Here is a 23,758-nt window from a genome sequence, read left to right as displayed (position 1 = left end):
GGAAGCACCGGAAGGAGCAGTGACTCATGGCTGGGAGGCTGACGGGCAGGACCGCCGTCGTGACCGGAGGCAGTACCGGCATCGGGCAGGAGATCGCCCGCAGGCTCGCGGTGGAGGGAGCGGACATCGCGGTCGCGGACATCGATCCGGCCGACGAGACGCGGGACCTCGTCGCGGAGACCGGTCGGCGATTCTTCAGCGACAAGGTCGACGTCTCGGACGAGGACGCGATCGTCGGGTTCGCCGCCCGGGTCCGACGTGAGCTCGGCGCCGCCGACATCCTGGTGAACAACGCGGCCGTCGTTCTGCTGGCCGATATCGACCACGTGACCTTCGACGAATGGCGTCGCACCTTCGCCGTCAACGTGGACGGCCCTTTCCTGACCTCCCGTGCGTTCCTGCCGGACCTGAAGGAGTCCGGGTCGGGACGGATCATCAACATCACGTCCGCGAGCTACTGGACTCCGCCGCCTCCCTTCGTTTCCTATGTCTCCGCCAAGGGCGCGCTGAACGGATTCACCTCGGTCCTGGCCGCCAACCTCGCCGCTGACCACATCACCGTCAACGGCGTCGCGGCGAGCCTGGTCCGGACGGCCACGGCCGCGGAGAAGACGAGCGAGTTCTTCTTCGAGCAGACCGTGCGGATGCAGAACATCAAGCGTGTGCAGATGCCGGCCGACGTCTCGGGCGTCGTGGCGTTTCTCGCCTCCGACGACGCCGCGTTCATCACGGGGCAGATCGTCGTCGCGGACGGCGGAAGCACGCGCCGCTGAGGGGGCTCTTCGGAGTGGGAGCCCCCTCAGCGGCCTCCTGGTCAGGTCCGGCGACGAGATGGCCGTCGACCTGCGCCCTCTCACCGGACCTGGGGAAACGTGCCGCTGTACCGACCATCCCCCAAGAAAGCACCGGCTCACGCACGGTACGGGGACGCATGGATGATCAGGTGGGCGCCAGGAGGCAGGCCGGCCGTCAGAAATTAGTATTTTGACATAGGTTTCTTTTCATAGGTACCTTGGGGTCGTGACCGGAATCAGTGAGGCTCGTCCGAGCCAGGGCGTCGACCAGGTGGCCGCAGGCCTCGTGGCGTGCCTGCCCGCGCTGAACCGGTACGTCAAGCAGAGCATCGACCGGCGACTGCCCTACCCCAAGCTCCCCGAGCGGCAATTGGCCCTGCTCCAGTACGTCGCAGAGCACGACGGCGCGACCGTCCACAAGGCCGCCGACGCGCTGCGGATGATGCCGAACAACGTCAGCGCCCTGGTCACCCGCCTCACCGACACGGGCCTGCTGGAACGGCACCAGGACGACACCGACAAGCGGGTCGCGCACCTGCGTGTCACCGCCGTGGCGCGTCAGCGCATCAGCCAGGCCGAGGGCGTCGCGGCGCGACAGCTCGCGGCCGCGCTGCGGACTCTCACGGACGGCGACCGCGACGCCCTCGGCTCGGCGCTCGGCGCCCTTGAGGCTCTCACCCGGCGCCTGCGCGACCACTCCGCCGCCTGACCGTTCGGTCCGGCTCCCGTACGCCAATTGCCCTTGCCGCTGCTGCGGCAGGGCTCGGCGCGCTGCCCCCCGCACAGCCCACACACAGCTCGCGCCCCACATGTCCACGCGCCCCAGCCGCGCGCCACACATCCCGAGGACAGCTCACACATGTCTGTCACCGCTGTTTCTACAGCGTCCACTTCCGTGTCCGACCCCCGCCCCCGCGGTCTACGCGCCAACCCATGGCTGACGCTGATCGCGGTCGGGCTCGGCCTGTTCATGGTCGGCCTCGACGGCTCCGTCGTCTCGATCGCCAACGCCGAGATCGCCCGCGACCTGAACGCCACCACCGCCGAACTGCAGTGGGTGACCAACTCCTACCTGCTCGCCCTCGCCGCTACCCTCATCCTGGGCGGCAAGCTCGGCGACCGCTTCGGGCGCCGCACGGTCTACCTCGTCGGCGTCGTCGGATTCACCGTCGCGTCCGTGGCGATCGGCCTCGCCGGCTCGGTCGAGGGCGTCATCGCCTTCCGCGCCGTGCAAGGTCTCTTCGGCGCGATGCTCATGCCCAACACGCTGGCGTTGCTGCGTGCGGTGTTCCCGCCGAAGAAGTTCGGCATGGCGGTCGGTATCTGGGCGATGATCTCTTCCGTCGCCACCGCGCTCGGCCCGATCGTCGGCGGACTGCTCGTCCAGCATGTCAACTGGGAGTCCGTCTTCTACATCAACGGCCCCATCGGCGTGATCGCCCTGGTCTTCGGTCTCGTGGTGCTGCCGCAGTCCAGGAACGAGGCGGCGTCGAGCGAGAAGTTCGACGTGCCCGGCGTCGTACTGCTCGCGCTCGGCCTGATCGCCGTCGTCTTCGGCGTCGTCAAGGGCGAGACGTGGGGCTGGACTTCGGCCGGCACGCTCGGAGCGATCGTCGGCGGTGTCGTCGTCCTGGTCCTCTTCGGCTGGTACGAGACCCGCGTCGCGCACCCCCTCCTGCCCATGCGGCTGTTCCGCAACCCGGCCCTGACCATAGGTGTGTTCGTCACCGCGCTGAACTTCTTCGTCCTGCTCGGCGCGATCTTCTTCGTGATGCTGTACCTCCAGAACGTGCACGGCTTCACGCCCGTCGAGTCCGGTGTGCGCACCCTGCCGCTCAGCCTCGCCTCCATGGTGGCCTCGCCGCTCGGCGCGAAGCTCACCGAGAAGTTCGGCCCGCGCCTGACCATGCCGCTGGGGATGGTGCTCCAGGGCGGCGCCGCGTTCACGATGCTCTCGTGGAGCGCCGACTCCTCGTACGCCACCATGTGGCCGCCGTTCGTCGCGCTCGGTCTCGGAGTCGGCATCGTGATGGCCGCGTCCTCCGACGCGATCGTCGGCAACGCCCCTGTCAAGGACGGTGGCATCGCGGGTGGCCTGCAGGCCACCTCGCTCCAGGTCGGCGGCGCGCTCGGCACCTCGGTGCTCGTCTCCCTCATCAGCAGCCGCGTCGGCTCCACGCTCATGGACTCACTGACCGACGCCGGCGTGCCCCGCTCGGCGGCCGCCCGCTTCGAGGAGGCGAAGGACGCGGTCGCGATGGGCGTCGCCCCGGTCTCCGGCGCGATGCCCGCACGACTCAGGGCGGCCGTGGTGGAGGGCAGCCACACCGCCTTCATGAACGGCGTCCACACCGCTGTCCTGGTCACCGGCATCCTCGCCCTCGTGGGCGCCGCCCTGGCGGCGTTCGGCCTCCGCGGCCGGGAGAACGCGACCCACGAGAACACCGAGCACGACGCGACGGTGCCGAGCCCGGCCGCCGTCCCAGCCGCGACCGGCGTCCGGTCCTCCACCGGCATCCCTGTCAGCGGTCAGGTCATCGGCGCCGAGTCGGCACCCGTGCCGCACCGCAGGCGGTCATCACCCTGATCTCACCGGGCGGGCGGCAGGTGGGTCGCATGGTGGCCCACTCGGACGGTGCGTACGCGGTGGACGCGCCGGGCGCGGGAAGCTACGTGCTCATCGCCTCCGCGGAGGGCTACCAGCCGCAGGCGTCCACGGTCGCGGTCGGCGGCGAGCCGGTCTCGTACGACATCCTGCTCTCCGGTACCAGCGGCCTGGTCGGCACGGTCAGGTCGGCCGATCACAGGAAGCCGGTCGCCGGCGCCATGGTGGTCGCGACCGACGTACGCGGCGATGTGCTCGCCGCAGGACTGACCGACACGGACGGCACCTTCAGCGTCACCGAACTCGTGCCCGGCCTGCTGACCCTCGCGGTGACCGCGGCCGGGTACCGGCCGATCGCGCTGCCCGTCGAGATCGTCACGCAGGGCGTCGCCAGGACCGAGGTCGAACTGTCCTCCGGCCTGCGCGTGCGGGGCGTGGTCCAAGCCGCGGGCCGACCGCTGAACGACGCGCGGGTCACACTCATCGACACGGCCGGCAATGTGGTGGCCACCGCGACCACCGGTGAGGACGGCGGCTATGCCTTCACCGACCTGGACGGCGGCGAGTACATGGTCGCAGCGGCCGGCTACCCGCCGAAGGCTACCCTTCTTTCCGTTCGCGGCTCTGGGGTGGAACGCCACGACATCGAGCTCTCCCACCTCGGCGAGTGACACTCGCCGGGTCGGACACTCCCTTCCGTTACATGCGTCTCCGACCCGGCGGTGAAGATCCCTGGACCCGGTGAACCCCGGACCGATGGCGGCGGCCTGTCGCCACCGGTCCGGGGTTCACCACGAAAGCCCGTCCGGCTCTGACTCGACCCCGGCAAGGACCGGTATCCCCGCCGCGCTGAAGCTGAAGAAGCGGATCAAGCGCTTCTTCAGCTGGACAACGATCTCGACCACCTGTCCATCGGCGACATCGTCTCCGTCGCGTTGGACGAATGGCTCGCCATCCGCGGGTTCTGACACACGGAGCCGGGTGGCCTCCCTTGCTGGATGAGGGACGGCCACCCGTTCCGCCGACTAATCCAACATCACGCCCGACGGCTGCGTGAGGTGGCCGACGCACTCGAAGCCCATCCCATCCCAACGATCGTGTCTCCCCCCACCCTGACACGATGGAGATCACTGGCAACCGCCACACCAAGCGAGGACAGCTCAACCACGCCGTTCCCGACGTTCTCCAGCTCCAGCGACGCGTACGCCGCTACAACGCCGACCACGACGTCCCGCACGGCGACATCGTCGCATCGGCTCTCGATGTCTGGTTGCGCGCCAAGGGCTATCCACCTGATCCCAGACCGCCCGAGCGAGACGCACGGTGAGCGGCCGCCCCGATCGCCTCTCAGTGGACGGCACGCCTCAGGGCCTCGTGGCACGCCGAGCGCCGCGGAACAGTTGTCGTTTCCTCGGACAGCCGACCTCCTGACGTTTTCAGCATCGGGTCTCCGGCTCCACGTCGCGGATGTGCGGCTTGACAAACATTGTTATCGGACACATCGTATCCGTTACGGGCTTCCGGCTCACCCCTCAGCCCGGTTAACGGTTCGCCACGGCCCGACTCATCCTGGAGCCGATGCCGGCCGCGTGCGCGGGTAGACATCGCCAGGTCTGTCGTACGGCCGGATCGAGCTCGAGGTTCCTCCTGGCATGCGTGCAAGTCGCCGGGGCGCGACAGAACAAGAAGAGGCCCTTTGATGGAGGACGGGTGCGGCTGGAGGCTGAATCCGCGACGTACGGCGCCTTGGATGACGACCCGGCGGCGGGCGAACAGGACTGAGGCCCCCGGCGAGGTCCCGGATGCCTAGCCATTTCGCGAAAGCCAGGGCCGCGCTGTCCCCCTCGGACACAGAGTCGTACGTCACCTGGGAGCTGAGCCTGAGGCCGCCGGTCCGGGTGCGGGCCCCGTCTGAGATCTCGTCACGGAACAGGCCTTCGGGGATTCCTGAGCAGTGCCGGAGGCAGCCGGCGGCACCGGTCGTACTCGAAACGGCGTACTCCGACTGTAGCGCTGCGCGTGCTCGGCGATGCCCACCTCACCCCGCCCCCGCCCTGCAGGATGGCGCCTGCGCGGACAGTCGGGAGCCGTCCGATCCGGTCCGAGGCGGGAGGGGCCTGTCGCACCGGAGGGTGATCTGCCAACCAAAGGTGTACTGCCAGATCAGTAGTGAGCTTCCTATCAGAAGGACGACGACAGCACGGACCGCTTCCCGACAGCCTGAGCGGGTTCCCGAAAGCAGATGTGGAGAGTCCCGCGTGGCTACCTTTCTTGATCGACTGGGCCGTCTGGCCTTCCGGCGACGATGGACCGTCGTCCTGATGTGGCTGGCCGTCATGGCCGCCGTCGGCCTTGCCGCCTCCCAGGCGCCCGGAACCTCCGACGAGAGGTTCTCCATGCCGGGTATCGAGGCGCAGAAGGCCTACGACCTGGCCCAAGAGCGCTTTCCCGGGGTCCTGGCCGACGGCGCGACCGCCCGCGTTGTGTTCGTCGCCCGGGGCGGGCAGAAGGTGACAGCGCCCGACAACAGAGCGGCCATCGAGAAAGCGGTGGCGAAGCTCGCCGGCGGTCCTCAGGTCAGCAGAGCCGACGATCCCTTCCGGACCGACGCGGTCAGCAAGGACGGTTCGACGGCGTACACGACTGTCACCTATGACGTGAAGGTCGCCGATGTCAGCGACACCAGCCGGGATGATGTGCAGGCGGTCGTCGACCAGGCCCGGGATGCAGGCCTGACCGTCGAGGCGGGCGGTGAGGCGCTGGACAGCGGCGGCGGGCCGGGCGGTGTGTCCGAGGTGGTCGGTATCTCGGTGGCCGCCGTGGTGCTGCTGATCACCTTCGGTTCGCTGGCCGCCGCCGGACTGCCGCTGCTGACCGCGCTCGTCGGTGTCGCCGTGAGCCTCTTCTCGATCACGGCGGTGGCCGACATCTTCGGGCTGTCGGACACGGCCAGCACTCTGGCTGTGATGCTGGGTCTCGCCGTCGGTATCGACTACGCCCTGTTCGTCGTCTCCCGCTACCGCGAGGAGCGCGCGAAGGGCCGCACGCCGCACGAGGCGGCCGGACTGGCGGTCGGCACCGCAGGGTCCGCGGTCGTCTTCGCCGGACTCACCGTCGTCATCGCGCTGGTGGGGCTGTCGGTGGTGGGCATCCCGATGCTCACCAAGATGGGTTTGGCCGCCGCGGGGGCGGTCGTCGTCGCGGTGCTGGTCGCGCTGACGCTGGTCCCAGCGTTGTTCGGCATGTGGCCGAACGCCGCTCTCTCGCGGACCTCCCGCAAGGACGCCGTCAAGGGGCACTGCACCGAGAACAACGGGGGCACCCGCTGGTCACGGTTCGTGCTGCGCCGTCCCGTACCCATGCTCCTGCTCAGCGTGGTGGGCCTCGGAGCGATCGCTGTACCGATGGCGAATCTGCAACTGGGCATGCCGGGAGACGAGGCGAAGCCCACCTCCACGTCCGAGCGCCGCGCCTACGATGACCTGGCCGAGGGTTTCGGGCCGGGCTTCAACGGGCCGCTGACCATCGTCGTGGACGCCAAGGGCGCGTCCGACGCGGCGGGCGCGGTGAAGGTGATCTCGAAGGAGGTCGCTGCCACGAAGGGGATCGTGGCTGTCTCCCCGGCCAAGTTCAACGACGCCGGTGACACCGCGATCTTCAAGGCTGTGCCGTCGACCGCGCCGACGGACGAGAAGACCAAGGACCTGGTGAAGACCGTCCGGGCCGAGCGTCCCGGCATCGAGACCCAGGCCGGGGCGACCTTCCAGGTCACCGGGACCACCGCGGTGAACATCGACATCGCCGACAAGGTCCAGGCCGCGCTGCTTCCTTACCTCGCGGTCGTGATCGGCCTGGCCTTCCTTCTGCTGCTGGTGGTCTTCCGGTCCGTACTCGTCCCCATAAAAGCGGCCCTCGGCTTCCTGCTGTCGGTACTGGCAGCCCTCGGCTCGGTGGTCCTGGTCTTCCAGGACGGCCACGGTGCCGAACTGCTGGGCGTGGACCAGACCGGGCCGATCATGACCTTGATGCCGATCTTCCTCGTGGGCATCGTCTTCGGGCTCGCCATGGACTACGAGGTCTTCCTCGTCTCGCGCATGCGCGAGGCATACGTCCACGGGGAGCGGCCCGCGCAGGCGGTCACCACCGGGTTCCGGCACAGCGCCCGGGTCGTGGTCGCCGCCGCGCTGATCATGATCGCGGTCTTCGCCAGCTTCGTCACCGAGACGGACTCCATGATCAAGATGATCGGGTTCGGCCTGGCCGCCGCCGTTCTCTTCGACGCCTTCGTGGTGCGGATGACGATCGTCCCCGCAGTCCTGGCCCTGTTGGGAGACCGGGCCTGGTGGCTTCCGGGCCGGCTGGACCGGCTGTTGCCCCGCGTCGACATCGAGGGTGAGGCGCTCACTCTCCGGTCCGCCGAAGGTGCCGAAACGGACGGCAGTGCCGCGGACAGCCCGGCCGAGGTTCGCGTCTGATCGGCCCTTCCCACGACCAGCTGTTCCCGAGCCGCCCATGGCGAAGTCCACGGGCGGCTCGTGCCGACCGCACGGAGCAAGTCCATGACTCACCCGGAGTGCCGATGACGAGCGCAACACAGGAGTACGCGAACTTCCGCCCACGTGCCGCCGGCGTGGTGATGTCCCTGGCGCTGTGGACCTGCGCCGCTGTCGGCGACTCGTTCACCGCCTCCGACGCCCCGTCACTGGGTGGGGATTGGCCGGCCAAAGCCCTCGCCGCCCTTTCCTGTCTCGCCCTGTTGGCAAGTCGTCGCCGCCCGCGAACCGTCCTGGTCGTGATCGCCCTGGCCACAGTGATCACCATCCCCCTGGGCTACGCAGTCACCCCTCTGCTTCTGGCACCTCTCATGGCCGGGCTGTACCGGCTGTCCGCCGGCACCGACGACAAGACCACCCACGTCTACGGGTTCACCACCGTGGCGGCGGTGGTGGCCACCGTGGTGATCAACGACCCCTCGGACTTCAAAGGCGGCCCCATCCTGTGGCTGCTGCTGCCCCTGGCGTTGGGACGCGGCGCCCGGCTCCGCACCGCCTACCTCGAGGCCGTCCACGCTCGCGCCGAACACGCCGAGCAGACCCGCGAGGAGGAAGCACGCCTGCGCGTCGCCGAGGAACGCCTGCGCATCGCCCGCGACCTCCACGACGTCGTCGCCCACCACCTGGCCCTGGCCAAGGTTCAGGCGGGCGCCGTCGCTCACTTCCTGCGGGGCCGTCCCGACGAGACGCAGAAGATTCTCGCCGACCTGATCGGCACCACGACCTCGGCGCTACGCGAGCTCAAGTCCGCCGTCGGGCTGCTGCGCGAGGCGAGCGATCCCGGCTCCGCTCCCCTGGAGCCGGCCCCCGGACTCTCACGCCTACCTGAATTGATCACGACGTGCGAGTCCGTCGGCATCACCGTCACGGTCACCACCCAAGGAGAGCCCAGACCGCTCTCGCCGGGAGTGGATCTGACCGCGTTCCGCATCCTGCAGGAGGCTCTCACCAATGTCACCAAGCACGCGCCGACGAAAGTCGCACACATTCGGCTTGCGTACTCCAACGCCCGCCTGGTCATGACGATCGCGAACGACGGAGCCACCGCCCCCGTCGCCGGTTTCTCGCGAGGCCGCGGCTTCGGACTCATGGGCATGACGGAACGCGCCCATTCCGTGGGCGGCGAACTTCGCGCCGGCCCCCGACCCGAGGGCGGTTTCGAGGTCACCACCGCCCTACCGCTGTATCCACCTGCCCCGGAGGAAGAACGAACGCCATGACGATCCGTGTCCTGCTCGCCGACGACCAGGCCCTGATGCGGGCCACCTTCCGGACTCTGATCGAGTCCTGCGAGGACCTGGAGGTGGTCGGTGAAGCCTGCGACGGCAAGGAAGCGGTGGACCTCGCACACATCCACCGCCCCGATGTCGTCCTCATGGACATCCGTATGCCCGGTACGGACGGACTGACCGCCACAGCCGCGATCGGCAAGGCTCCGGAGCTGTCCACGACCCGTGTCCTCGTCCTCACCACCTACGAGACCGAGGAGTACGTCGCCCGGGCCCTGCACGCCGGCGCGAGCGGGTACCTCGGCAAGGACGCCACCGTGGACGAACTCTTCACCGCCATCCGCACCGTGGCCTCCGGCGAGCCACTCCTCTCATCCGGAGCCACCCGCTCCCTCATCACCCACTTCCTCACCATCCGTATGTCTCGCGACCGCCTGGTGCCGTCGGGACGCCTGGCCCATCTCACCGCCCGCGAGCGCGAGGTCATGGCCCTGGCCGCCGAGGGGAAATCCAACGACGAGATCGCGAGCGCGTGCAGCATCAGCCCGCTGACCGTGCGCACCCATATCCAACGCGCCATGGCGAAACTGGAGGCTCGCGACCGCGCCCAACTCGTCGCCATCGCCTACCAGACGGGCCTGGTACAGCCCCCACCGCCGGCTCGCTGAGGGACCCGGCGGCGTCGGGGCGGTCCGCCTTCCGGGATCGCCTGCACCGGTCAGCGATCGCGTGCCGCACTGGGCGCGGTTTCCCTTCGCGATTTTTATGGCTACCATGTAGCCATAAAGATGCCCAACCCCAAGGCGGTTGCCGCGGCGTTCCAGCGTCGATCCGTAGCGGCATGGATACACAGCGCGATCACCCGCGTCGAAGGAGAGCAGTGATGAAGGCAGCAGTGGTGGCGACGGCCGGTGGGGTCGTACCCGAGTACCAGGACTTCCCCGAGCCCGAGGCGGGTTGGGGCCGGCAGATCGTCGAGCTCGTCGCCACAGCGATCCACCCTGTGGTGCGGGCCAAGGCGTCCGGCGGGCACTACAGCAGCACCGGGCAGTTCCCGCTGGTACCGGGCGTGGACGCGGTGGCCCGTACCGCCGACGGCACGCTGGTGTACACCGGCGACGTCGAGGAGCCCTGGGGCACCTTCGCCGAGCGGATGGCGATCACCATGGCCCTCCCCCTCCCGGACGGTATCGACCCGGTCGCCGTGGCGGCGGGCGTGAACCCGGGCATGTCGTCCTGGATGCCGCTCACCGGCCACGCGGACGAACACGGCACCCCGGACACCGTCGTGATCATCGGGGTCACGGGCGCGGCCGGCGGCCTCGCCGTGCAGAACGCCCAGGCACTCGGCGTGCGACGGATCATCGGCGTGGGACGCGGCGCGGACGACCTCAAGCGCGTCGCCGGCCTCGGCGCCGAGACCGTGGAGATCACCGGCGCCAAGGACGCCGACGCGGCGGCCATCGGTGCGGCCCTCGACGGCAAGGCACCCGACCTCGTCCTCGACTTCCTGTGGGGCGGCGCCGCCGAGGCAGCCTTCCAGGCGTTGGCGTACGTTCCCGGCGCGGGCACCACCAGCTATGTGGAGATCGGCGGTGCGGCCGGCGAGCAAGCCACCGTGCCCGCCTCACTGCTGCGCAGCCGCCCCTTCCGCCTCAGCGGCAGTGGCATCGGCTCCTTCGACATGCGCCGCTACTTCGCCCAGGTCGCCGCCTACGTGCAGCTCATCGCCGACGGCAAGGTGAAGGTGGACGCTCAGGCCTACCCTCTCTCCGAGGTCAGCCAGGCATGGACAGCCCCCGCCGGCCCCCGCCCCGTCCTGACCGTCGGCTGACAAGGCGGCATACCCCGTCTGCACACGCGGGCCATGCCGGCGGTCACATCAACCCCGACAAGGCCCGCGCGCCGTGCGCGGGGCTGCGCAGCGCGTCCGCGGGCACCGCCCAGGAGTCCGGCGAAGGCATGACTCGCCGGCCACCGTCACCACCGCCACTGTCACCGCCCGGTATGGCCAACCAGAAGTGACGATCCCCTCATCTCTGACGGGCTACGTATAGGGTGGGCCTGGACCCGTGAGAGGGAGCAGGCATGACGCAGGATGTCCCGAGCCGTGTGGAACGACGGAAGGCGCGCACCCGCGCCGCGCTCATCGAGGCGGCCACGGCCTTCCTCGCGGCCGGTAGGACGAACGTCCCGATCCTGGAGATCACCCAGGCCGCCGACGTGGGGATGGGATCGTTCTACAACCACTTCGAGAGCAAGGAGCAGCTCTACCAGGCCGCGATCGAGCACGCACTCGAGGTGTACGGGGACGTGCTGGACGAGCTGACAACGGATCTGACCGACCCCGCGCGTGTGTTCGCGCAGAGCTTCCGCCTGACTGGCCGTCTGCACCGCCGCCAACCAGAACTCAGCAAGGTCCTGCTGAACAACGGACTGGCTCTGGCCGCGTCGGACAAGGGCATCGCCGCCCGCGCTCTGCGCGACATCAAATCGGCGGTCCGCGCCGGCCGGTTCAGTGTGCGCGACGCCGAACTCGCTCTGGTCACTGTCGCGGGCGCGCAGCTCTGCCTCGGTCAGCTCTTGCACGACCACCCCGAGCGAGACGAAGTGGAAGCCACCGATCAGGTCACCGAGGACCTGTTGCGCATGCTCGGCCTTTCCGCCGACGAGGCCCACGCGATCTGCCGACTGCCCCTACCCGACCTCACCGCCAAAGGCCGTGAGGGCTCCGCCGCTTGAGAGGGCACGCCTCACTGGAGAGACCGGGCGCACAGTCAGCACCCGTCGGACACGTCGGCCACCTCGGACAGTTTGCGCCTGTCCTGCTCCAGGCCGTCGAGGAGCAGGACAAGTCCGAACCGGAACTCCTCCGGCAGCGGTAGAGAGGTCAGGTCGTCGGCCGCACCCTTCACCGCCGGCTGAGCGACCGGGTCCAGGGAGCGGTCATAACCCCGCAGGCGCGCTTGGCCATCGGGATGCGGTGCCCCCGAGCCATGATGCTGGACAGCGAGGCCCTGGTCGTCTGCGGCGAGGACCCCCTCGCGTCGATGGAATGACGGACGATGGAATGACGAAGGAGCCGCCGCGTCACGCGACCACAGACGTAGCGCTGGCCATCCGCGAGGAGGGCACCGGTCGTCGCGGTGCTCGACGCCGTCAGTCGGCGACGCCGGAGGGCAGGGGACACCGGGCGATCTCGCGAGCCTCGGCATCCGGCACGCCCAGCATGCGCAAGGCCATCTCGGCCAGGCTCGCGGCGGCCTCCTCGCCGTGGAGATCAGGGCGGGAGAACCTCAGCTCGACCAACGACAACAACACCCCGCCCAAGGCGGACAGGGCGAGGACCGGGTCGCCGACCGTGAATCGGCCGGCGGCGATGCCCCGTTCCAGGTCGCGTCGAGCACGCGGAGCGACACCCTTCCCGGAGTGAATCCGAGCGAGGCCGCGGTGACGCAGGATGCCCATCAGATCCGGATGCGAGTCGGCGTCCGGGCCGTGAGGCGGAAGCCTGCCGCGACGAGTTCGGCCGGGTCGCCGGTCCCCCGCAGCCGCTCGTCGAGGACCTGACCGAATTCCTCAAGGGCCTCCGACATCGCGGCATCGAACAGCTCCGCCTTCGATTCGAAGTGGGCGCAGAAGGACCCGAATCCCACGTCCGCCCGGTCGGCGATGGCCTGGATGCCGACCCCCGTGTCACCGGTCTCCGCGAGGATCTGCCGGGCCGCGGACACAAGGGCGTCGCGGGTCGCCGCACGGCGCCTCTCGAACCGGTTGCCAGGCGGCGCCGATGTGGGCATGGGGCAGAGCCTGGCAGCTCCCGTGACCGAGTCAACATCTCTGACTTTTTCGTCAGTTAACCAGATGCCAACTATTGACGATGGGGAGTGCAGAGTTGATTATTTCCTCATTACGGCAATGTTGCTTGGAGGACGCCATGTCCGAAACCCAGACCGCCCAGGCCGACCGCAGGACCGCGCACCAGGACCTCCACAGTGAGCAGGGAGCGTTGCGCGGCGAGCACCCCGGGCGCGCCCGGAACCCGGTGATCAAGGTCGCCGACATCGCCTGGGTGGAGTTCGAGAAGCCCGACCTCGACCGCGCCGAGGTCTTCGCGCGTGACTTCGGGTTCTCCATCGCCGCCCGCACGCCGGACGCCCTCTGGCTGCGCGGCACCTTCGCCGGCTCGCCCTGCGTGGTGATCCGCCGAGGGCGCACGTCCCGCTTCATCGGCCAGGCGTTCCGCGCGGCGGAACGGGCCGATCTGGACCGGCTGGCGCGCGCGACGGGGACCAGCGTGCGGGACGCGGACGTCCCCGGCGGCGGCAAGCAGGTCGATCTGCTGGACCCGTCCGGCCTCCCTGTGCGGGTGGTGCACTGCGCCGAGGAACTGCCGGAGCTGCCCGGACAGCGGCCTCTCGTCCTCAACTTCGGGACGGATCACCGTCGTACGAACGCCACCCAGCGCCCGCCGCGCGAGCCGTCGCGGATCCAGCGGCTGGGACATCTGGTGCTGGAGACGCGGGTGTTCACCCGGAGCATGAACTGGTATCTCGACACGCTCGGGATGATCATCAGCGACTTCCACTTCCTGGACGGGCAGCGGGAGCGCGGCCCGGTCATGGCGTTCTTCCGCTGTGACCAGGGAAGCGTCCCCGTGGACCATCACACGCTGGCGATGCATCTGGGACCGGGAACGCACTACGTCCACTCCGCCTACCAGGTCACCGACCTCGACGCGATCGCCGCGGGCGGGGAGTATCTGGCCGAGCGCGGCTACCAGCGAAGCTGGGGCATCGGCCGGCACATCCAGGGCAGCCAGATCTTCGACTACTGGCGTGACCCGGACCGGTTCATGGTGGAGCACTTCGCGGACGGCGACCTGTTCTCCTGCGACGTGGAGCCGGGGTGGGCTCCGCTGTCTGCGAGCGGGCTGGCGCAGTGGGGGCCGCCCATCACCCGCGAGTTCCTCGGTACGAATCCGTCTCCCGCCAAACTCCGCGAGGTGCTGCGCGCCCTGCGCGACGACAGCGAACTCGATGTCGCCCGGATGCTGGGCCTGCTGAAAGCGATGACGCCATGAGCACGAACGTCCTGCGTACCGAGGATGGCTGGTGGGTGGTGCGCGACGAGCGCGCCGTCCGCGTCGGGACCAAGGCCGTCACCACCGCCGAGTTGCTCGCGGACCGTGCAGCGGTGGAGGAGGCAGCCGTGTCCGGCGAGACGGGCACACCGGTCGCGGACCTGGCCGCGCTGCCTCCGGTCACCACCCCGTGCCGGGTGGTCGCGCAGATGGTCAACTACCGCAGCCACGCCCGTGATTCGGGCTTCAGCGGAGAGATCCCGCCCACCTTCTTCCGCAAGGCCTCCGGCTCCGTCAGCGGCCCGCGCGACCCCGTCGTCAAGCCCGCGCACGTGAAGTTCCTCGACTACGAAGTCGAACTCGGCCTGGTCATGGGCGCACCCGTCCCGGTGGGCACCGTGGTCGCCGAGCGCGACCTGCCCTCCTACGTCGCCGCTCTGGTCCTCACCAACGACGTCAGCGCCCGTGACGTACAGCTGACCAAGAGCCAGTTCTACGAGAGCAAGTCGTACCCCACCTTCACGCCGACCGGGCCCTACCTGGCGCTGCTGGAGCCGGAGGACTTCCCTCACCTCCTCGACCTGCGGCTGAGACTGTCGGTCAACGGCAGTCCGCGCCAGGACCGGACCCTGGCCGACATGATCGTCCGGCCGGCCGAGGCGCTGACGCTGCTGGCCCGCTTCCAGCACCTCGACCCCGGCGACCTGCTGCTCACCGGCACCCCGGGCGGCACGGCTCTGAAGGCGCCGCCGAAGCCGGTCGAGAAGATCGGCGCGCTGCTGCCGCCCGCACTGAAGTGGAAGGCGTTCTTCAGCAGCCAGGCCCGCAACCCGCACTACCTGCACGAGGGTGATGTCATCACCGCCACCATCGCCACACCGGACGGGCGCATCGACCTCGGCGAACAGCGCACCCCCGTCACGGACGCACGGTGAGCGCCGGCTCCCGGGTTCCCGTCGTCGTCATCGGTGCGGGGCCGGTGGGGGTGACGGCCGCGCTGCTGCTCGCCCGCCACGGTGTGCGGAGCGTCGTCCTCGAACGCCACCGGGACGTCTACCCGCTGCCGCGCGCCGTCGCCACGGACGACGAGGTCCGGCGGATCCTGCAGGCCGCCGGCGTGCACGAGGAGTTCGCCGCCATCTCCCGCCCGGCCAAGGGCCTGCGTCTGCTCGACGCACGCCATCGGGTGATCGGCGAGTTCCGGCGCTCCGAACACGGACACCACGGCTTTCCGCAGACCAGCATGTTCGACCAGCCGGAGCTGGAGAGGCTGCTGCGCGAAGCCCTGGCGCGGCGGCCGGAGTCCGAACTGCTCAGTGGGGTGGAGGTCGTCGGTATCGACCCGAGCGGCGACGGTCCCGTGCGGGTGAGCTTCCGCCGTGACGGCAGTGAGGTCCCCGAGTACCTGGAGGCGGACTTCGTCCTCGGTTGCGACGGGGCCGGCAGCCTCACCCGCGAGGCCATGGGCGCCGTATGGGAGGACCTGCGCTTCGAGGAGCGCTGGAGCGTCGTCGATGTCCGCACCCACCTCCCCGTCCGGTGCTGGGAGGGTGTCGAGCAGGTCTGCGACCCGGCCCGGGCCGCGACGTTCATGAGGATCGGTGAGGACCGCTACCGCTGGGAGTTCCGCCTGCGGGACGGGGAAGAGCTGGACGACCGACGCGTGCGGGAGCTGATCGCGCCGTGGGTGGAGGTGTCGCACGACGGCGACGTCGAAGTGATCCGGCAGGCTGAGTACACCTTCCGGGCCCGTGTCGCCGACCGCTGGCGCCAAGGGCGTGTCTTCCTGCTGGGCGACGCCGCCCACCTCACTCCGCCGTTCATCGGTCAGGGACTGTGCGCCGGAATGCGCGACGCGTACAACCTCACGTGGAAAATCGGCCGCGTCATCCACCGGGGCGCCCACGAGGGCCTGTTGGACACCTACGAGAGCGAGCGCAAGCCGCACGCCCGCCACATGATCCGCCTCGCCGTCGCAATGGGCTGGGCCATGACCGGCGGCCAGGGCCGTGCCGCCGCGCTGCGCCGGAGCCTCACGAGCGCCGCCTGCCGCATACCGGCCCTGCGGGAGGCGGCCGGCCGCGACCTCAGTCCGGCCCTGAGCCAGAACGCCCTCATACGGCGGCGCGCCCGCCTGGGCGGGCGGGACCTGGCCGGCACGGCCTGCCCGCAGCCCTGGGTGAACGTCGACGCCGCGCGGATCCGGCTCGACGACCTGCTCGGCGACTCCTTCACCGTCCTGAGCGCCGTTCCTGTCGCGCCCTGGCTGCGAGCCGTCGCCGAGGCGATCGGTGCACGGCTCATCCGCACGGACGACCTCGGCGACGACCGCACGCTTGCCGCCTGGCTGCGCGGTGGCCGGGCCGACGCCGTTCTGCTGCGCCCGGACCGGGTCGTCGTGGACGTCGTACCGGCGGGTTCCGCCGACTTCACGGACACCGTCGTCTGGGCACCGCTGCTGTGCACCACCCGGCGCCCGTCCCCCACCGAACCGCTCGCCACCGCATCCCTGTCGAGGAGCGCATCGCAGTGAACAGTGCATGGCTCACCCCGCCGGGGAAGCCCTTCTGGGCCCCTGACCCGGAGGCCACCACCACCAGCCGTATCGCGGACTTCGGCCGCTGGGTCACCCGACACCGGGGCGTCCAAGTCGCCTACGACCACACCGACTACGCCGCCCTGCACCGCTGGTCCGTCACGGACCTCGAAGGGTTCTGGAGCGCGGTGTGGGAGTACTTCGACGTCGACGCGTCCACCCCGTACGAGCAGGTGCTGGCCGAGGAGAAGATGCCCGGCGCCCGCTGGTTCACCGGAGCCACCCTCAACTACACCCATCACGCCCTGCGCCACCTCCACGACGACCGGCCTGCGATCATCGCACTGGACGAGACGGGGGCCGGCCACGAGGTGTCCGGGAAGCAGCTGCGCGCCCAGGTCGCCTCCGTCGCCGCCACCCTGCGCGACCTGGGCGTCGGCCCCGGCGACCGGGTCGTCGGCTATCTGCCCAACACCCCGCATGCCATCGTCGCCTTCCTCGCCGCCGCCAGTCTCGGCGCCGTCTGGTCGGTGTGCGGCCAGGACTACGCCCCCCAGGCCGCCGCCGACCGCTTCGCGCAGCTGGAGCCCACGGTCCTCATCGCGGCCGACGGCTACCTGTTCAACGACGCCACCCACGACCGCCGGGGCGCCGTAGTGGAGTTGGCCCGCGCGCTGCCCACCCTGAAGGCCACCGTCCTGGTGGACCACGTGGGGCTGGCCTGGTCCCAGGAGAACTACCCTGAACTCACTGTCCCTTGGGAGGACGCCTCCACCCGCACCGAGCAACTCATCTGCACGCCGGTGCCGTTCGACCACCCTCTGTGGATCTTGTTCTCCTCCGGGACCACCGGCCTGCCCAAGGGCATCGTCCACGGCCACGGCGGTGTCGTGCTCGAACATCTCAAGACCCTGGGCCTGCAGTCCGACCTGGGCCCCGGCGACCGCCTCCTGTGGTACACCACCACGCACTGGATGATGTGGAACCTTGCCGTCTCCACACTCCTGACCGGAGCGGCCACCTGCACCTACGACGGCAGCCCGGCTCGGCTCACCCGCCCCGACGTCCTGTGGGAACTGGCCGCACGGCACCACGTCACCCTCTTCGGCACCAGCCCCCAATACCTGCTGGGCATGGCCAAGTTCGGCATCGACCCGTCCGTCCACGACCTGTCGTCCGTCCGTGCCGTCGGCTGCACCGGTTCCACCCTGCCCGCCTCCGCGTACCCCTGGGTCCGCGACCACCTGGGCGAGCACGTCCAGCTCGCCTCCAGCAGCGGCGGCACGGACGTCGTCTCCGGTTTCGCCGGCAGCGCCCCCACCACGCCCGTCTGGGCTGGCGAGCTGTCCGTCCCCTATCTGGGGGTCGCCCTGGCCGCGTACGACGCAGAGGGCCGGCCGGTCGTCGACGAGGTCGGCGAGCTGGTGGTCACCCGTCCGATGCCGTCCATGCCGCTGTACTTCTGGAACGACCCCGACGGCAGCCGCTATCGGGACGCCTACTTCACCGGCTACCCCGGCGTGTGGCGGCACGGTGACTGGATCACCCTCACCTCCCACGGTTCGGTGATCGTGCACGGCCGCTCCGACGCCACCCTCAACCGCAACGGCGTACGGCTGGGCAGCGCCGACATCCACGACGTCGTCGAACGCCTCCCCGAGATCACCGAAGCCCTCGTCATCGGCGCCGAGGAACCCGACGGCGGCTACTGGATGCCCCTGTTCGTGGTCCCCGCCGCCGGGGTGGAAGTGGACGACGCCCTCAAGGACAAGATCCGCCACGCCATCCGCACCGGCGCCTCACCCCGGCACGTGCCCGACGAGATCCTCGAAGCCCCGGGCATCCCCCACACCCGTACCGGCAAGAAACTCGAAGTACCCGTCAAGCGCCTGCTCCAAGGCGCCCCCGCCGAACAGGTCGTCAACCCCGCGGCCGTCGACAGCCCCGACCTCCTCGCCTATTTCACCCGTCTCGGCGCCGCACGCCGGGAAGCGACAGACGGCACGTGATGTCGCCTATCGCCTCACCACGCTGCTCGAAGTAACCACTGCCGCAGGCCACTTCACGTCGGCGGCGACCGTGGGACACCGGTGCGGAACCGGCGCCGTACTCATGGCCGGGCGTCGAGTCGGGCTTGGAGACCGTCGAGGATCACCCGCAGGCCGAAGGCCAGGTCCTCGGCGGTCGACGCGGTGGCCTCGCCCTTGTGTTCGCCGAAGGCGGTGCCGAACACGAACGTCAGCACGGTCTTCGTCGCCTGCTCCGCTTCCCGTCCGGTGAACCCGGCGGCTTCGCACGCCGCGCGGAGGTGCTCCTCGTGGCGGGCTCGGCCAGGGGCGTGCGGGGCATGGCAACTCATGGCCGCTACGACCCACGGATGCCGCAAGGTCATCGCGTGCAGGTCGTTGGCCATGGTCGTGACCACCGCCCGCCACCCGCTCCCCTCCAGGTCGGGCAGTTGAATTTCCCTCCAGACCGCGTCGGCGGCCAGCGCGAGGATCTCTTCCTTGTCCTTCACGTGCCAGTAGACCGCTGCCGCGGTGGCTCCGAGGCGGCTGCCGAGTTGACGCATGCTCAGGCCGTCGGCTCCCCCGGCGTCCAGCAGCCCGACGACGGCCTGAACGATCTGCTCCCTGTTCAGCGCCTTGCACGGCACCTGGGCACTCCTCCCCTCCGAAACACGTGGCACCGCATCAGGACCGCGGGACGCCGGGCATGCCCAAGACGCGGAGAAGCCGTTCGCCGGAGTCCAGCAGTCGTCCCTTGACCCCTGCGACGTCCGCTCCGAGCAGAGAGTGCTCTCGCTTGCGCCATCGACCGGCGATCATCACGGCTTCGATGTTGGCGATCTCGGCGTGCAAGGCCGCGGCGATCGGGTCATGGGCGGGCCAAAGGTTCAGTGCGCGGGCGTCGATGACGACGAGGTCGGCCTGCATACCCGGCTCGATCCGGCCGACTCGATCCGCCAGGCCGAGGGCGCGGGCTCCTGCGACGGTCGCCCAGGCAAGCGCCTGCCTGCCGGTGATCGACGGTCGCTCGGATGCCGCGCCGTCCGACCGCCGGTGGTGCTCGTGATCGAGGGCGCGCTGGTGGGCCAGAGCGATGCGCGCGGCCGTGAGGAGCTGGCCGGGCACGACGCTGTCGACGTCGGTGCCGAGCGAGGGTGCCGCGCCGAGCCGCAGCAGTGGTCCGGTGATGGGGGTGCCGTGGCCCTGGCCGAGCTCGTTCTCGGGAGTCGTGGTGAAGCTGACGCCGGCATCGACCAGCGTCTTGACCCAGTCGTCGGTAAGACCGGCGCCGTGGACGACATTGGTGCGGGGCCCGAACAGGCCGGCGGTGCGCACCGCCTCCCAGGCGGCCGAGGGCTCACCGCCGCTCTGATGCATCGACACGACGACACCTCGCTCGTCGGCGGCCCGGAAGTCAGCCACCGCGACATCGGGCGTCGAATACTGTGGCCCCTGGAGTGCCATCCCGAGGGTGAGCAAGGCGTGCCCGCCGACGGCCTCCGACAGCCGGTCGATCTCGGGGAGCGGGTGGGCGACATCCGGCGCCCGATAGGGCGTCCCGTGCAGGAAGACCGCGCGGATTCCCGACTCCAGTAGTCCTGCCACAGCCGCGTCGGCGTGCGCGGGCGACAGGCTGTTGTGACACCAGTCGCCGATCGTGGTGGTACCGCAGTTGATCTGGTTCAGCGCGCCGGCGAGGGTGCCGATGAACATGTCGTCGGGGCTGTAGTGCGCGGCGACGCCGCCGTGCAGGTGGGCGAGGTACTGCAACAGGGTCCAGTCGGCGCCCACACACCGCAGTCCGGCCTGCCAGGTGTGCAGGTGTGCGTTGACCAGGCCGGGCATGACGATGCGCCCGGAGAAGTCGACGGTGTCGTCGTCGGGCCTGCCCATGTGCTCGCCCACGGCGGCGATGCTGTCGCCGTCGACCAGGATGTCGACGCGCTCAACGTCCGGCCGGCCGGGCGCCATGCTGATCACCTGCGCGCCGCGCAGCAACGTGCGGCTCATGTGACCGACCCCGCGCTGGTGAGGGCGTGACTCTTCGCGTACATGTCGCAGCTCCTTGCCAGGGGCGCAATTGACTGCGTGGCGGTTCGGACCCGGGTACCGGCCACCACATGCGTGAAGCCGTGCAGCAGCCGGTTGCGGGCCGTCCGGCGCGCTTGTGGGGATCGGTGGGCCGGCCGCGACTGCGCCGACGGCCGGGATGGGTGTGGGACGCCACGGATAGTTACGGATACATTGTTGCCATTATCAACCTCGGCGTCAAGGAAATCGTGCCTGCACGCCGTCCGTCCACGGGCCACGGGTGGGGTTCCTGGACCGGCTCCGGCACCTACATGCACGTCCTCGACCAGTCCACGGGCAAGCTGTCCACCACCGACAACAACCTCTGGCACATCGCCGTCGGCATCGAGAACCCGACGATCATCCTCAACGACGGCTACTACTACCTCTTCGGCTCCAAGGGCCTGTGCTGCAGCGGAACCAACAGCACCTACTACACCGTGGTCGGACGGTCCACCAGCATCACCGGCCCCTACCTCGACCAGAACGGCGTGGACATGGTCTCCGGCGGCGGGACCACCGTGCTCGCCGGCGCCTACCCGAAGGTGGCGGCCGGCGGCGCGGACGCCTACGACGACGGCACGTCGAAGTTCCTCGCCTACCACTACTACGACGGGAACAACAACGGGCAGGAGACCCTCGACATCCGCCAGGTCACCTTCTCGGGCGGGTGGCCCGTCCTGGCCGCCCCGCTGGGCTCCGCGAACAACCACCTGCTGAACCGCAACAGCGGCAAGTGCGCCGACGTCTGGTACGCGAGCACCGCCGACGGGGCGGCCGTGAACTCCGGGAACTGCAACTCCGGGACCAACCAGCAGTGGGTACCGACGCCCGTCGGGTCGAACTACCGGCTGGTCAACGTCAACAGCGGCAAGCGCCTGGAGATCCCCGGCGGTTCCAAGGCCGACGGTGCCACGGCCGACCAATGGACCTGTGACGGCGGCACGCACCAACTGTGGCGGAAGACCGCGGTGATCGGCGGCTACGTCACCTTCACCAACGTCAACAGCGGCCTGTGCCTCCAGGTCGCCGGAGCGTCTACCGACAACGGGGCGGCCCTCAGTCAGTCGAGTTGTGACGCCGGCGCCAACCAGCAATGGCTTGTCGTCTGACGATGGGGAAGCGGTCTTCCGACAGGAGGCGGAACGGGCGGGCCGAGGAACACCTCGGCCCGCTGCGACGGGATTCGGACCACCCGGCACGTTCCCAACCGGTCGTGATTCCTCAGGCGTTGATCAGGCCTCCCCCGTCCGCGTGGAGGTTCTGTCCCGTGATCCACCGGCTGTCGTCCGACGCGAGAAACACGGTCACCGGTGCGACATCCTCGTAGGGGTCTCCGGCGCGGCCGAACGGGTTGTTCACGAAGCTCTTCTCGATGTGTTCGCGTGTCCGGGGTTCCATCCACTCGAGGCCACCGGAGATGTTGTCCGTCATGCCGTTGGGACACAGGGTGTTGACGCGAATCCCGTACTGTCCCCATTCCCTCGCGACGACCCGCGACAGCCCTCGGACCGCCTCCTTCGACGCGGCGTACGGGGCGTACAGCGCGTCGCCCATGACGCCTGCTTCCGAGGCGAAGTTGATGATGGACGCGCCGGCTCCGGGCCGGTCACGCAGGTAGGGGAAGCAGAGCTTCATGAGGTGCCAGTAGGCGTACACGGAGCTGCGCATCTCGACATCGAGATCGTCGATGGTCTTCTCCAGGAACGGGGCCGGGACGGTGACGGTGTGCGCGTTGTTGACGAGCACGTCGATGGTGCCGAACCTCTCGACCGTCGCGGCCACGAACGCGGACAGCGCGTCGTGGTCCATGATGTCGGCCGGCATCGCCAACACCTCGGCGCCCCGGTCCTCGCAGATCTTCCTGGTCTCAAAGAGCTTGCTCTCGGTCCTCGCGCATATCGCGAGGTCGGCGCCCTCTTCGGCGATCCGTATCGCCTGCTGCTTGCCCAGGCCCGAGGAGGCTCCCGTGAGCATGACGACTTTGCCGTCCAGCTTTCCCATGTTTCTTCCTTCTTGGTATCGAGAAGTTGATGGCAACCGATCGGATTGCGCTGCCGGGCAGCCGTCAGGGGCGCATCGTGGTGCCGCCGTCAACGCAGAGGATCTGGCCGGTTGTCCATTGGGCGAGGTCGGACAGGAGGAAGGCGACGGTGGCGCCGACGTCCTCGGGCCGGCCGTGGCGCGGCGCCGGGGTGGTCGCGAGGATCATGTCGCGGAACTCCTCGGGCAGGTTGCGTTCGGTCTGCTCGGTCATGACCAGGCCGGGGGCGACCCCGTTGCAGCGCACGCCGTCCTTGCCGTAGCGGCGGGCGACGTGGCGGGTGAGTGCGCCGATGCCGGCCTTGGTCGCCGAGTAGGCGACCTTGTCGGGCATCCCGGCGTAGACCGCGCCGGACAGGGTGTTGACCACGGATCCGCCGCCGCCGGCGACCAGATGGGGCAGCGCGTGCTTGAGCGTGAGCAGGTATCCGGTGAGGTTGACGTCGATCGTGCGCTGCCACGCGCCCAGGTCGATGCCGGTCACGTCGGTGTCCTTGGCGACCTCGTCCTGGTGGATGTTCGCGGCGACATTGAACAGGCCGTCGATGCGGCCGTATGTCTTGATCGCCAGGTCGATCTGGTGCTTGACCTGGCTCTCGTCCGCGATGTCGACGACGGTGGCGATGCCGTCGCCGCCGGCGTCCCGGGCTGCCTGGGCAGTGGTCTCGGCCGACGCCCCGACGACGTCACCTACCACGATACGGGCGCCCCCGGCGCCGAGGAACTTCGCGGTGGCGGTGGCGATTCCGCCGGCGCCGGCGAAGACGATGACCTTGTCGTGCAGGCCCTGCATGAGTGATCTCCTACGTTCTTGTCGGTGACGGGGTGGCTGCGGG

21 protein-coding genes and 1 pseudogene are annotated in these 23,758 nt (G+C 69.6%); 15 read left to right on the top strand and 7 right to left on the bottom strand.

Features of this window, described 5'->3' with window-relative positions; all coding sequences use genetic code 11:
* Nucleotides 1-26 precede the first annotated feature (26 nt).
* From ACZ4UV_RS12265 to ACZ4UV_RS12250, 4 genes are all read left to right on the top strand, one after another.
* The gene (locus ACZ4UV_RS12265) at nt 27-773 is read left to right on the top strand and encodes an SDR family NAD(P)-dependent oxidoreductase (RefSeq protein WP_467837614.1); all 747 of its coding nucleotides are present in this window, start codon (nt 27-29) and stop codon (nt 771-773) included.
* A 256-nt stretch (nt 774-1,029) separates the two neighbouring features.
* On the top strand, nt 1,030-1,503 hold the full coding sequence (locus tag ACZ4UV_RS12260) for a MarR family winged helix-turn-helix transcriptional regulator (RefSeq protein WP_467837937.1): 474 nt from the start codon (nt 1,030-1,032) through the stop codon (nt 1,501-1,503).
* 150 nt (nt 1,504-1,653) lie between these two features.
* On the top strand, nt 1,654-3,381 hold the full coding sequence (locus ACZ4UV_RS12255) for an MFS transporter (RefSeq protein ID WP_467837612.1): 1,728 nt from the start codon (nt 1,654-1,656) through the stop codon (nt 3,379-3,381).
* A gap of 29 nt (nt 3,382-3,410) precedes the next feature.
* Nucleotides 3,411-4,070 carry an MSCRAMM family protein gene (locus ACZ4UV_RS12250; RefSeq protein ID WP_451020609.1) on the top strand — a complete coding sequence of 220 codons (660 nt, stop codon included), beginning with the start codon at nt 3,411-3,413 and terminating at the stop codon, nt 4,068-4,070.
* Between the two features lie 117 nt (nt 4,071-4,187).
* Here the strand turns inward: ACZ4UV_RS12250 and ACZ4UV_RS12245 are convergent, their stop codons facing one another.
* Nucleotides 4,188-4,370 carry a hypothetical protein gene (locus tag ACZ4UV_RS12245; protein ID WP_467837611.1) on the bottom strand — a complete coding sequence of 61 codons (183 nt, stop codon included), beginning with the start codon at nt 4,368-4,370 and terminating at the stop codon, nt 4,188-4,190.
* 149 nt (nt 4,371-4,519) lie between these two features.
* On the opposite strand from ACZ4UV_RS12245, the gene ACZ4UV_RS12240 reads away from it, so the two are divergent.
* The 6 genes from ACZ4UV_RS12240 (at nt 4,520) to ACZ4UV_RS12215 (ending at nt 11,923) form a co-directional block, all read left to right on the top strand.
* The gene (locus ACZ4UV_RS12240) at nt 4,520-4,726 is read left to right on the top strand and encodes a hypothetical protein (RefSeq protein WP_451020610.1); all 207 of its coding nucleotides are present in this window, start codon (nt 4,520-4,522) and stop codon (nt 4,724-4,726) included.
* Between the two features lie 931 nt (nt 4,727-5,657).
* On the top strand, nt 5,658-7,874 hold the full coding sequence (locus tag ACZ4UV_RS12235; protein WP_451020611.1) for an MMPL family transporter: 2,217 nt from the start codon (nt 5,658-5,660) through the stop codon (nt 7,872-7,874).
* 104 nt (nt 7,875-7,978) lie between these two features.
* Nucleotides 7,979-9,172 carry a sensor histidine kinase gene (locus ACZ4UV_RS12230; RefSeq protein WP_467837609.1) on the top strand — a complete coding sequence of 398 codons (1,194 nt, stop codon included), beginning with the start codon at nt 7,979-7,981 and terminating at the stop codon, nt 9,170-9,172.
* Nucleotides 9,169-9,849, top strand: coding sequence for a response regulator transcription factor (locus ACZ4UV_RS12225; protein WP_451020613.1), 681 nt, complete (start codon nt 9,169-9,171; stop codon nt 9,847-9,849). Before ACZ4UV_RS12230 ends, ACZ4UV_RS12225 begins: the two co-directional genes overlap by 4 nt.
* A 215-nt stretch (nt 9,850-10,064) precedes the next feature.
* Nucleotides 10,065-11,015, top strand: coding sequence for a quinone oxidoreductase family protein (locus ACZ4UV_RS12220; RefSeq protein WP_451020614.1), 951 nt, complete (start codon nt 10,065-10,067; stop codon nt 11,013-11,015).
* Nucleotides 11,016-11,269: 254 nt separating this feature from the next.
* Nucleotides 11,270-11,923, top strand: a complete 654-nt coding sequence (locus ACZ4UV_RS12215; RefSeq protein ID WP_451020615.1) for a TetR/AcrR family transcriptional regulator — start codon at nt 11,270-11,272, stop codon at nt 11,921-11,923.
* 35 nt (nt 11,924-11,958) lie between these two features.
* Here the strand turns inward: ACZ4UV_RS12215 and ACZ4UV_RS12210 are convergent, their stop codons facing one another.
* Nucleotides 11,959-12,096 carry a hypothetical protein gene (locus tag ACZ4UV_RS12210; protein WP_451020616.1) on the bottom strand — a complete coding sequence of 46 codons (138 nt, stop codon included), beginning with the start codon at nt 12,094-12,096 and terminating at the stop codon, nt 11,959-11,961.
* A gap of 244 nt (nt 12,097-12,340) precedes the next feature.
* Nucleotides 12,341-12,981 (bottom strand): annotated as a pseudogene (locus ACZ4UV_RS12205) (TetR/AcrR family transcriptional regulator).
* 137 nt (nt 12,982-13,118) lie between these two features.
* On the opposite strand from ACZ4UV_RS12205, the gene ACZ4UV_RS12200 reads away from it, so the two are divergent.
* From ACZ4UV_RS12200 to ACZ4UV_RS12185, 4 genes are read left to right on the top strand one after another with little or no spacing between them, the layout of a single operon-like run.
* Entirely contained in the window at nt 13,119-14,264 is a 1,146-nt protein-coding gene (locus ACZ4UV_RS12200; protein ID WP_467837605.1) for a VOC family protein, read from the top strand.
* Nucleotides 14,261-15,199, top strand: a complete 939-nt coding sequence (locus ACZ4UV_RS12195) for a fumarylacetoacetate hydrolase family protein (protein WP_467837604.1) — start codon at nt 14,261-14,263, stop codon at nt 15,197-15,199. The genes ACZ4UV_RS12200 and ACZ4UV_RS12195 overlap by 4 nt, the downstream gene beginning before the upstream one ends.
* Entirely contained in the window at nt 15,196-16,797 is a 1,602-nt protein-coding gene (gene mhpA / locus ACZ4UV_RS12190; protein ID WP_451020619.1) for a bifunctional 3-(3-hydroxy-phenyl)propionate/3-hydroxycinnamic acid hydroxylase MhpA, read from the top strand. The genes ACZ4UV_RS12195 and mhpA overlap by 4 nt, the downstream gene beginning before the upstream one ends.
* Nucleotides 16,794-18,809, top strand: coding sequence for an acetoacetate--CoA ligase (locus tag ACZ4UV_RS12185; protein ID WP_467837602.1), 2,016 nt, complete (start codon nt 16,794-16,796; stop codon nt 18,807-18,809). The genes mhpA and ACZ4UV_RS12185 overlap by 4 nt, the downstream gene beginning before the upstream one ends.
* A gap of 101 nt (nt 18,810-18,910) precedes the next feature.
* Here the strand turns inward: ACZ4UV_RS12185 and ACZ4UV_RS12180 are convergent, their stop codons facing one another.
* Both ACZ4UV_RS12180 and ACZ4UV_RS12175 read right to left on the bottom strand, forming a co-directional pair.
* Nucleotides 18,911-19,456 carry a TetR/AcrR family transcriptional regulator C-terminal domain-containing protein gene (locus ACZ4UV_RS12180; protein WP_467837600.1) on the bottom strand — a complete coding sequence of 182 codons (546 nt, stop codon included), beginning with the start codon at nt 19,454-19,456 and terminating at the stop codon, nt 18,911-18,913.
* A 37-nt stretch (nt 19,457-19,493) separates the two neighbouring features.
* Nucleotides 19,494-20,819: an amidohydrolase family protein gene (locus tag ACZ4UV_RS12175; RefSeq protein ID WP_451022676.1), complete on the bottom strand. Its 1,326-nt coding sequence runs from the start codon at nt 20,817-20,819 to the stop codon at nt 19,494-19,496.
* Between the two features lie 269 nt (nt 20,820-21,088).
* On the opposite strand from ACZ4UV_RS12175, the gene ACZ4UV_RS12170 reads away from it, so the two are divergent.
* A complete protein-coding gene (locus ACZ4UV_RS12170) occupies nt 21,089-21,991 on the top strand; it encodes an RICIN domain-containing protein (RefSeq protein WP_451022675.1) in 903 nt (300 codons plus the stop codon).
* 112 nt (nt 21,992-22,103) lie between these two features.
* Here the strand turns inward: ACZ4UV_RS12170 and ACZ4UV_RS12165 are convergent, their stop codons facing one another.
* On the bottom strand, nt 22,104-22,883 hold the full coding sequence (locus ACZ4UV_RS12165) for an SDR family NAD(P)-dependent oxidoreductase (RefSeq protein WP_451022674.1): 780 nt from the start codon (nt 22,881-22,883) through the stop codon (nt 22,104-22,106).
* A 64-nt stretch (nt 22,884-22,947) separates the two neighbouring features.
* Nucleotides 22,948-23,715 carry an SDR family NAD(P)-dependent oxidoreductase gene (locus ACZ4UV_RS12160; RefSeq protein ID WP_467837597.1) on the bottom strand — a complete coding sequence of 256 codons (768 nt, stop codon included), beginning with the start codon at nt 23,713-23,715 and terminating at the stop codon, nt 22,948-22,950.
* Nucleotides 23,716-23,758: the final 43 nt, after the last annotated feature.

It is taken from the genome of Streptomyces sp. NPDC028289, from assembly GCF_055565975.1.
This window is presented reverse-complemented; position numbering and strand designations above follow the sequence as displayed.

What these genes read in the sequence shown, in the direction of transcription:
- ACZ4UV_RS12265 (WP_467837614.1), top strand. Translation starts at nt 27, where the DNA reads ATGGCTGGGAGGCTGACGGGCAGGACCGCCGTCGTGACCGGAGGCAGT.
- ACZ4UV_RS12255 (WP_467837612.1), top strand. Translation starts at nt 1,654, where the DNA reads ATGTCTGTCACCGCTGTTTCTACAGCGTCCACTTCCGTGTCCGACCCC.
- ACZ4UV_RS12250 (WP_451020609.1), top strand. Translation starts at nt 3,411, where the DNA reads ATGGTGGCCCACTCGGACGGTGCGTACGCGGTGGACGCGCCGGGCGCG.
- ACZ4UV_RS12240 (WP_451020610.1), top strand. Translation starts at nt 4,520, where the DNA reads ATGGAGATCACTGGCAACCGCCACACCAAGCGAGGACAGCTCAACCAC.
- ACZ4UV_RS12230 (WP_467837609.1), top strand. Translation starts at nt 7,979, where the DNA reads ATGACGAGCGCAACACAGGAGTACGCGAACTTCCGCCCACGTGCCGCC.
- ACZ4UV_RS12225 (WP_451020613.1), top strand. Translation starts at nt 9,169, where the DNA reads ATGACGATCCGTGTCCTGCTCGCCGACGACCAGGCCCTGATGCGGGCC.
- ACZ4UV_RS12220 (WP_451020614.1), top strand. Translation starts at nt 10,065, where the DNA reads ATGAAGGCAGCAGTGGTGGCGACGGCCGGTGGGGTCGTACCCGAGTAC.
- ACZ4UV_RS12215 (WP_451020615.1), top strand. Translation starts at nt 11,270, where the DNA reads ATGACGCAGGATGTCCCGAGCCGTGTGGAACGACGGAAGGCGCGCACC.
- ACZ4UV_RS12200 (WP_467837605.1), top strand. Translation starts at nt 13,119, where the DNA reads ATGTCCGAAACCCAGACCGCCCAGGCCGACCGCAGGACCGCGCACCAG.
- ACZ4UV_RS12195 (WP_467837604.1), top strand. Translation starts at nt 14,261, where the DNA reads ATGAGCACGAACGTCCTGCGTACCGAGGATGGCTGGTGGGTGGTGCGC.
- ACZ4UV_RS12175 (WP_451022676.1), bottom strand. Translation starts at nt 20,819, where the DNA reads ATGAGCCGCACGTTGCTGCGCGGCGCGCAGGTGATCAGCATGGCGCCC.
- ACZ4UV_RS12165 (WP_451022674.1), bottom strand. Translation starts at nt 22,883, where the DNA reads ATGGGAAAGCTGGACGGCAAAGTCGTCATGCTCACGGGAGCCTCCTCG.
- ACZ4UV_RS12160 (WP_467837597.1), bottom strand. Translation starts at nt 23,715, where the DNA reads ATGCAGGGCCTGCACGACAAGGTCATCGTCTTCGCCGGCGCCGGCGGA.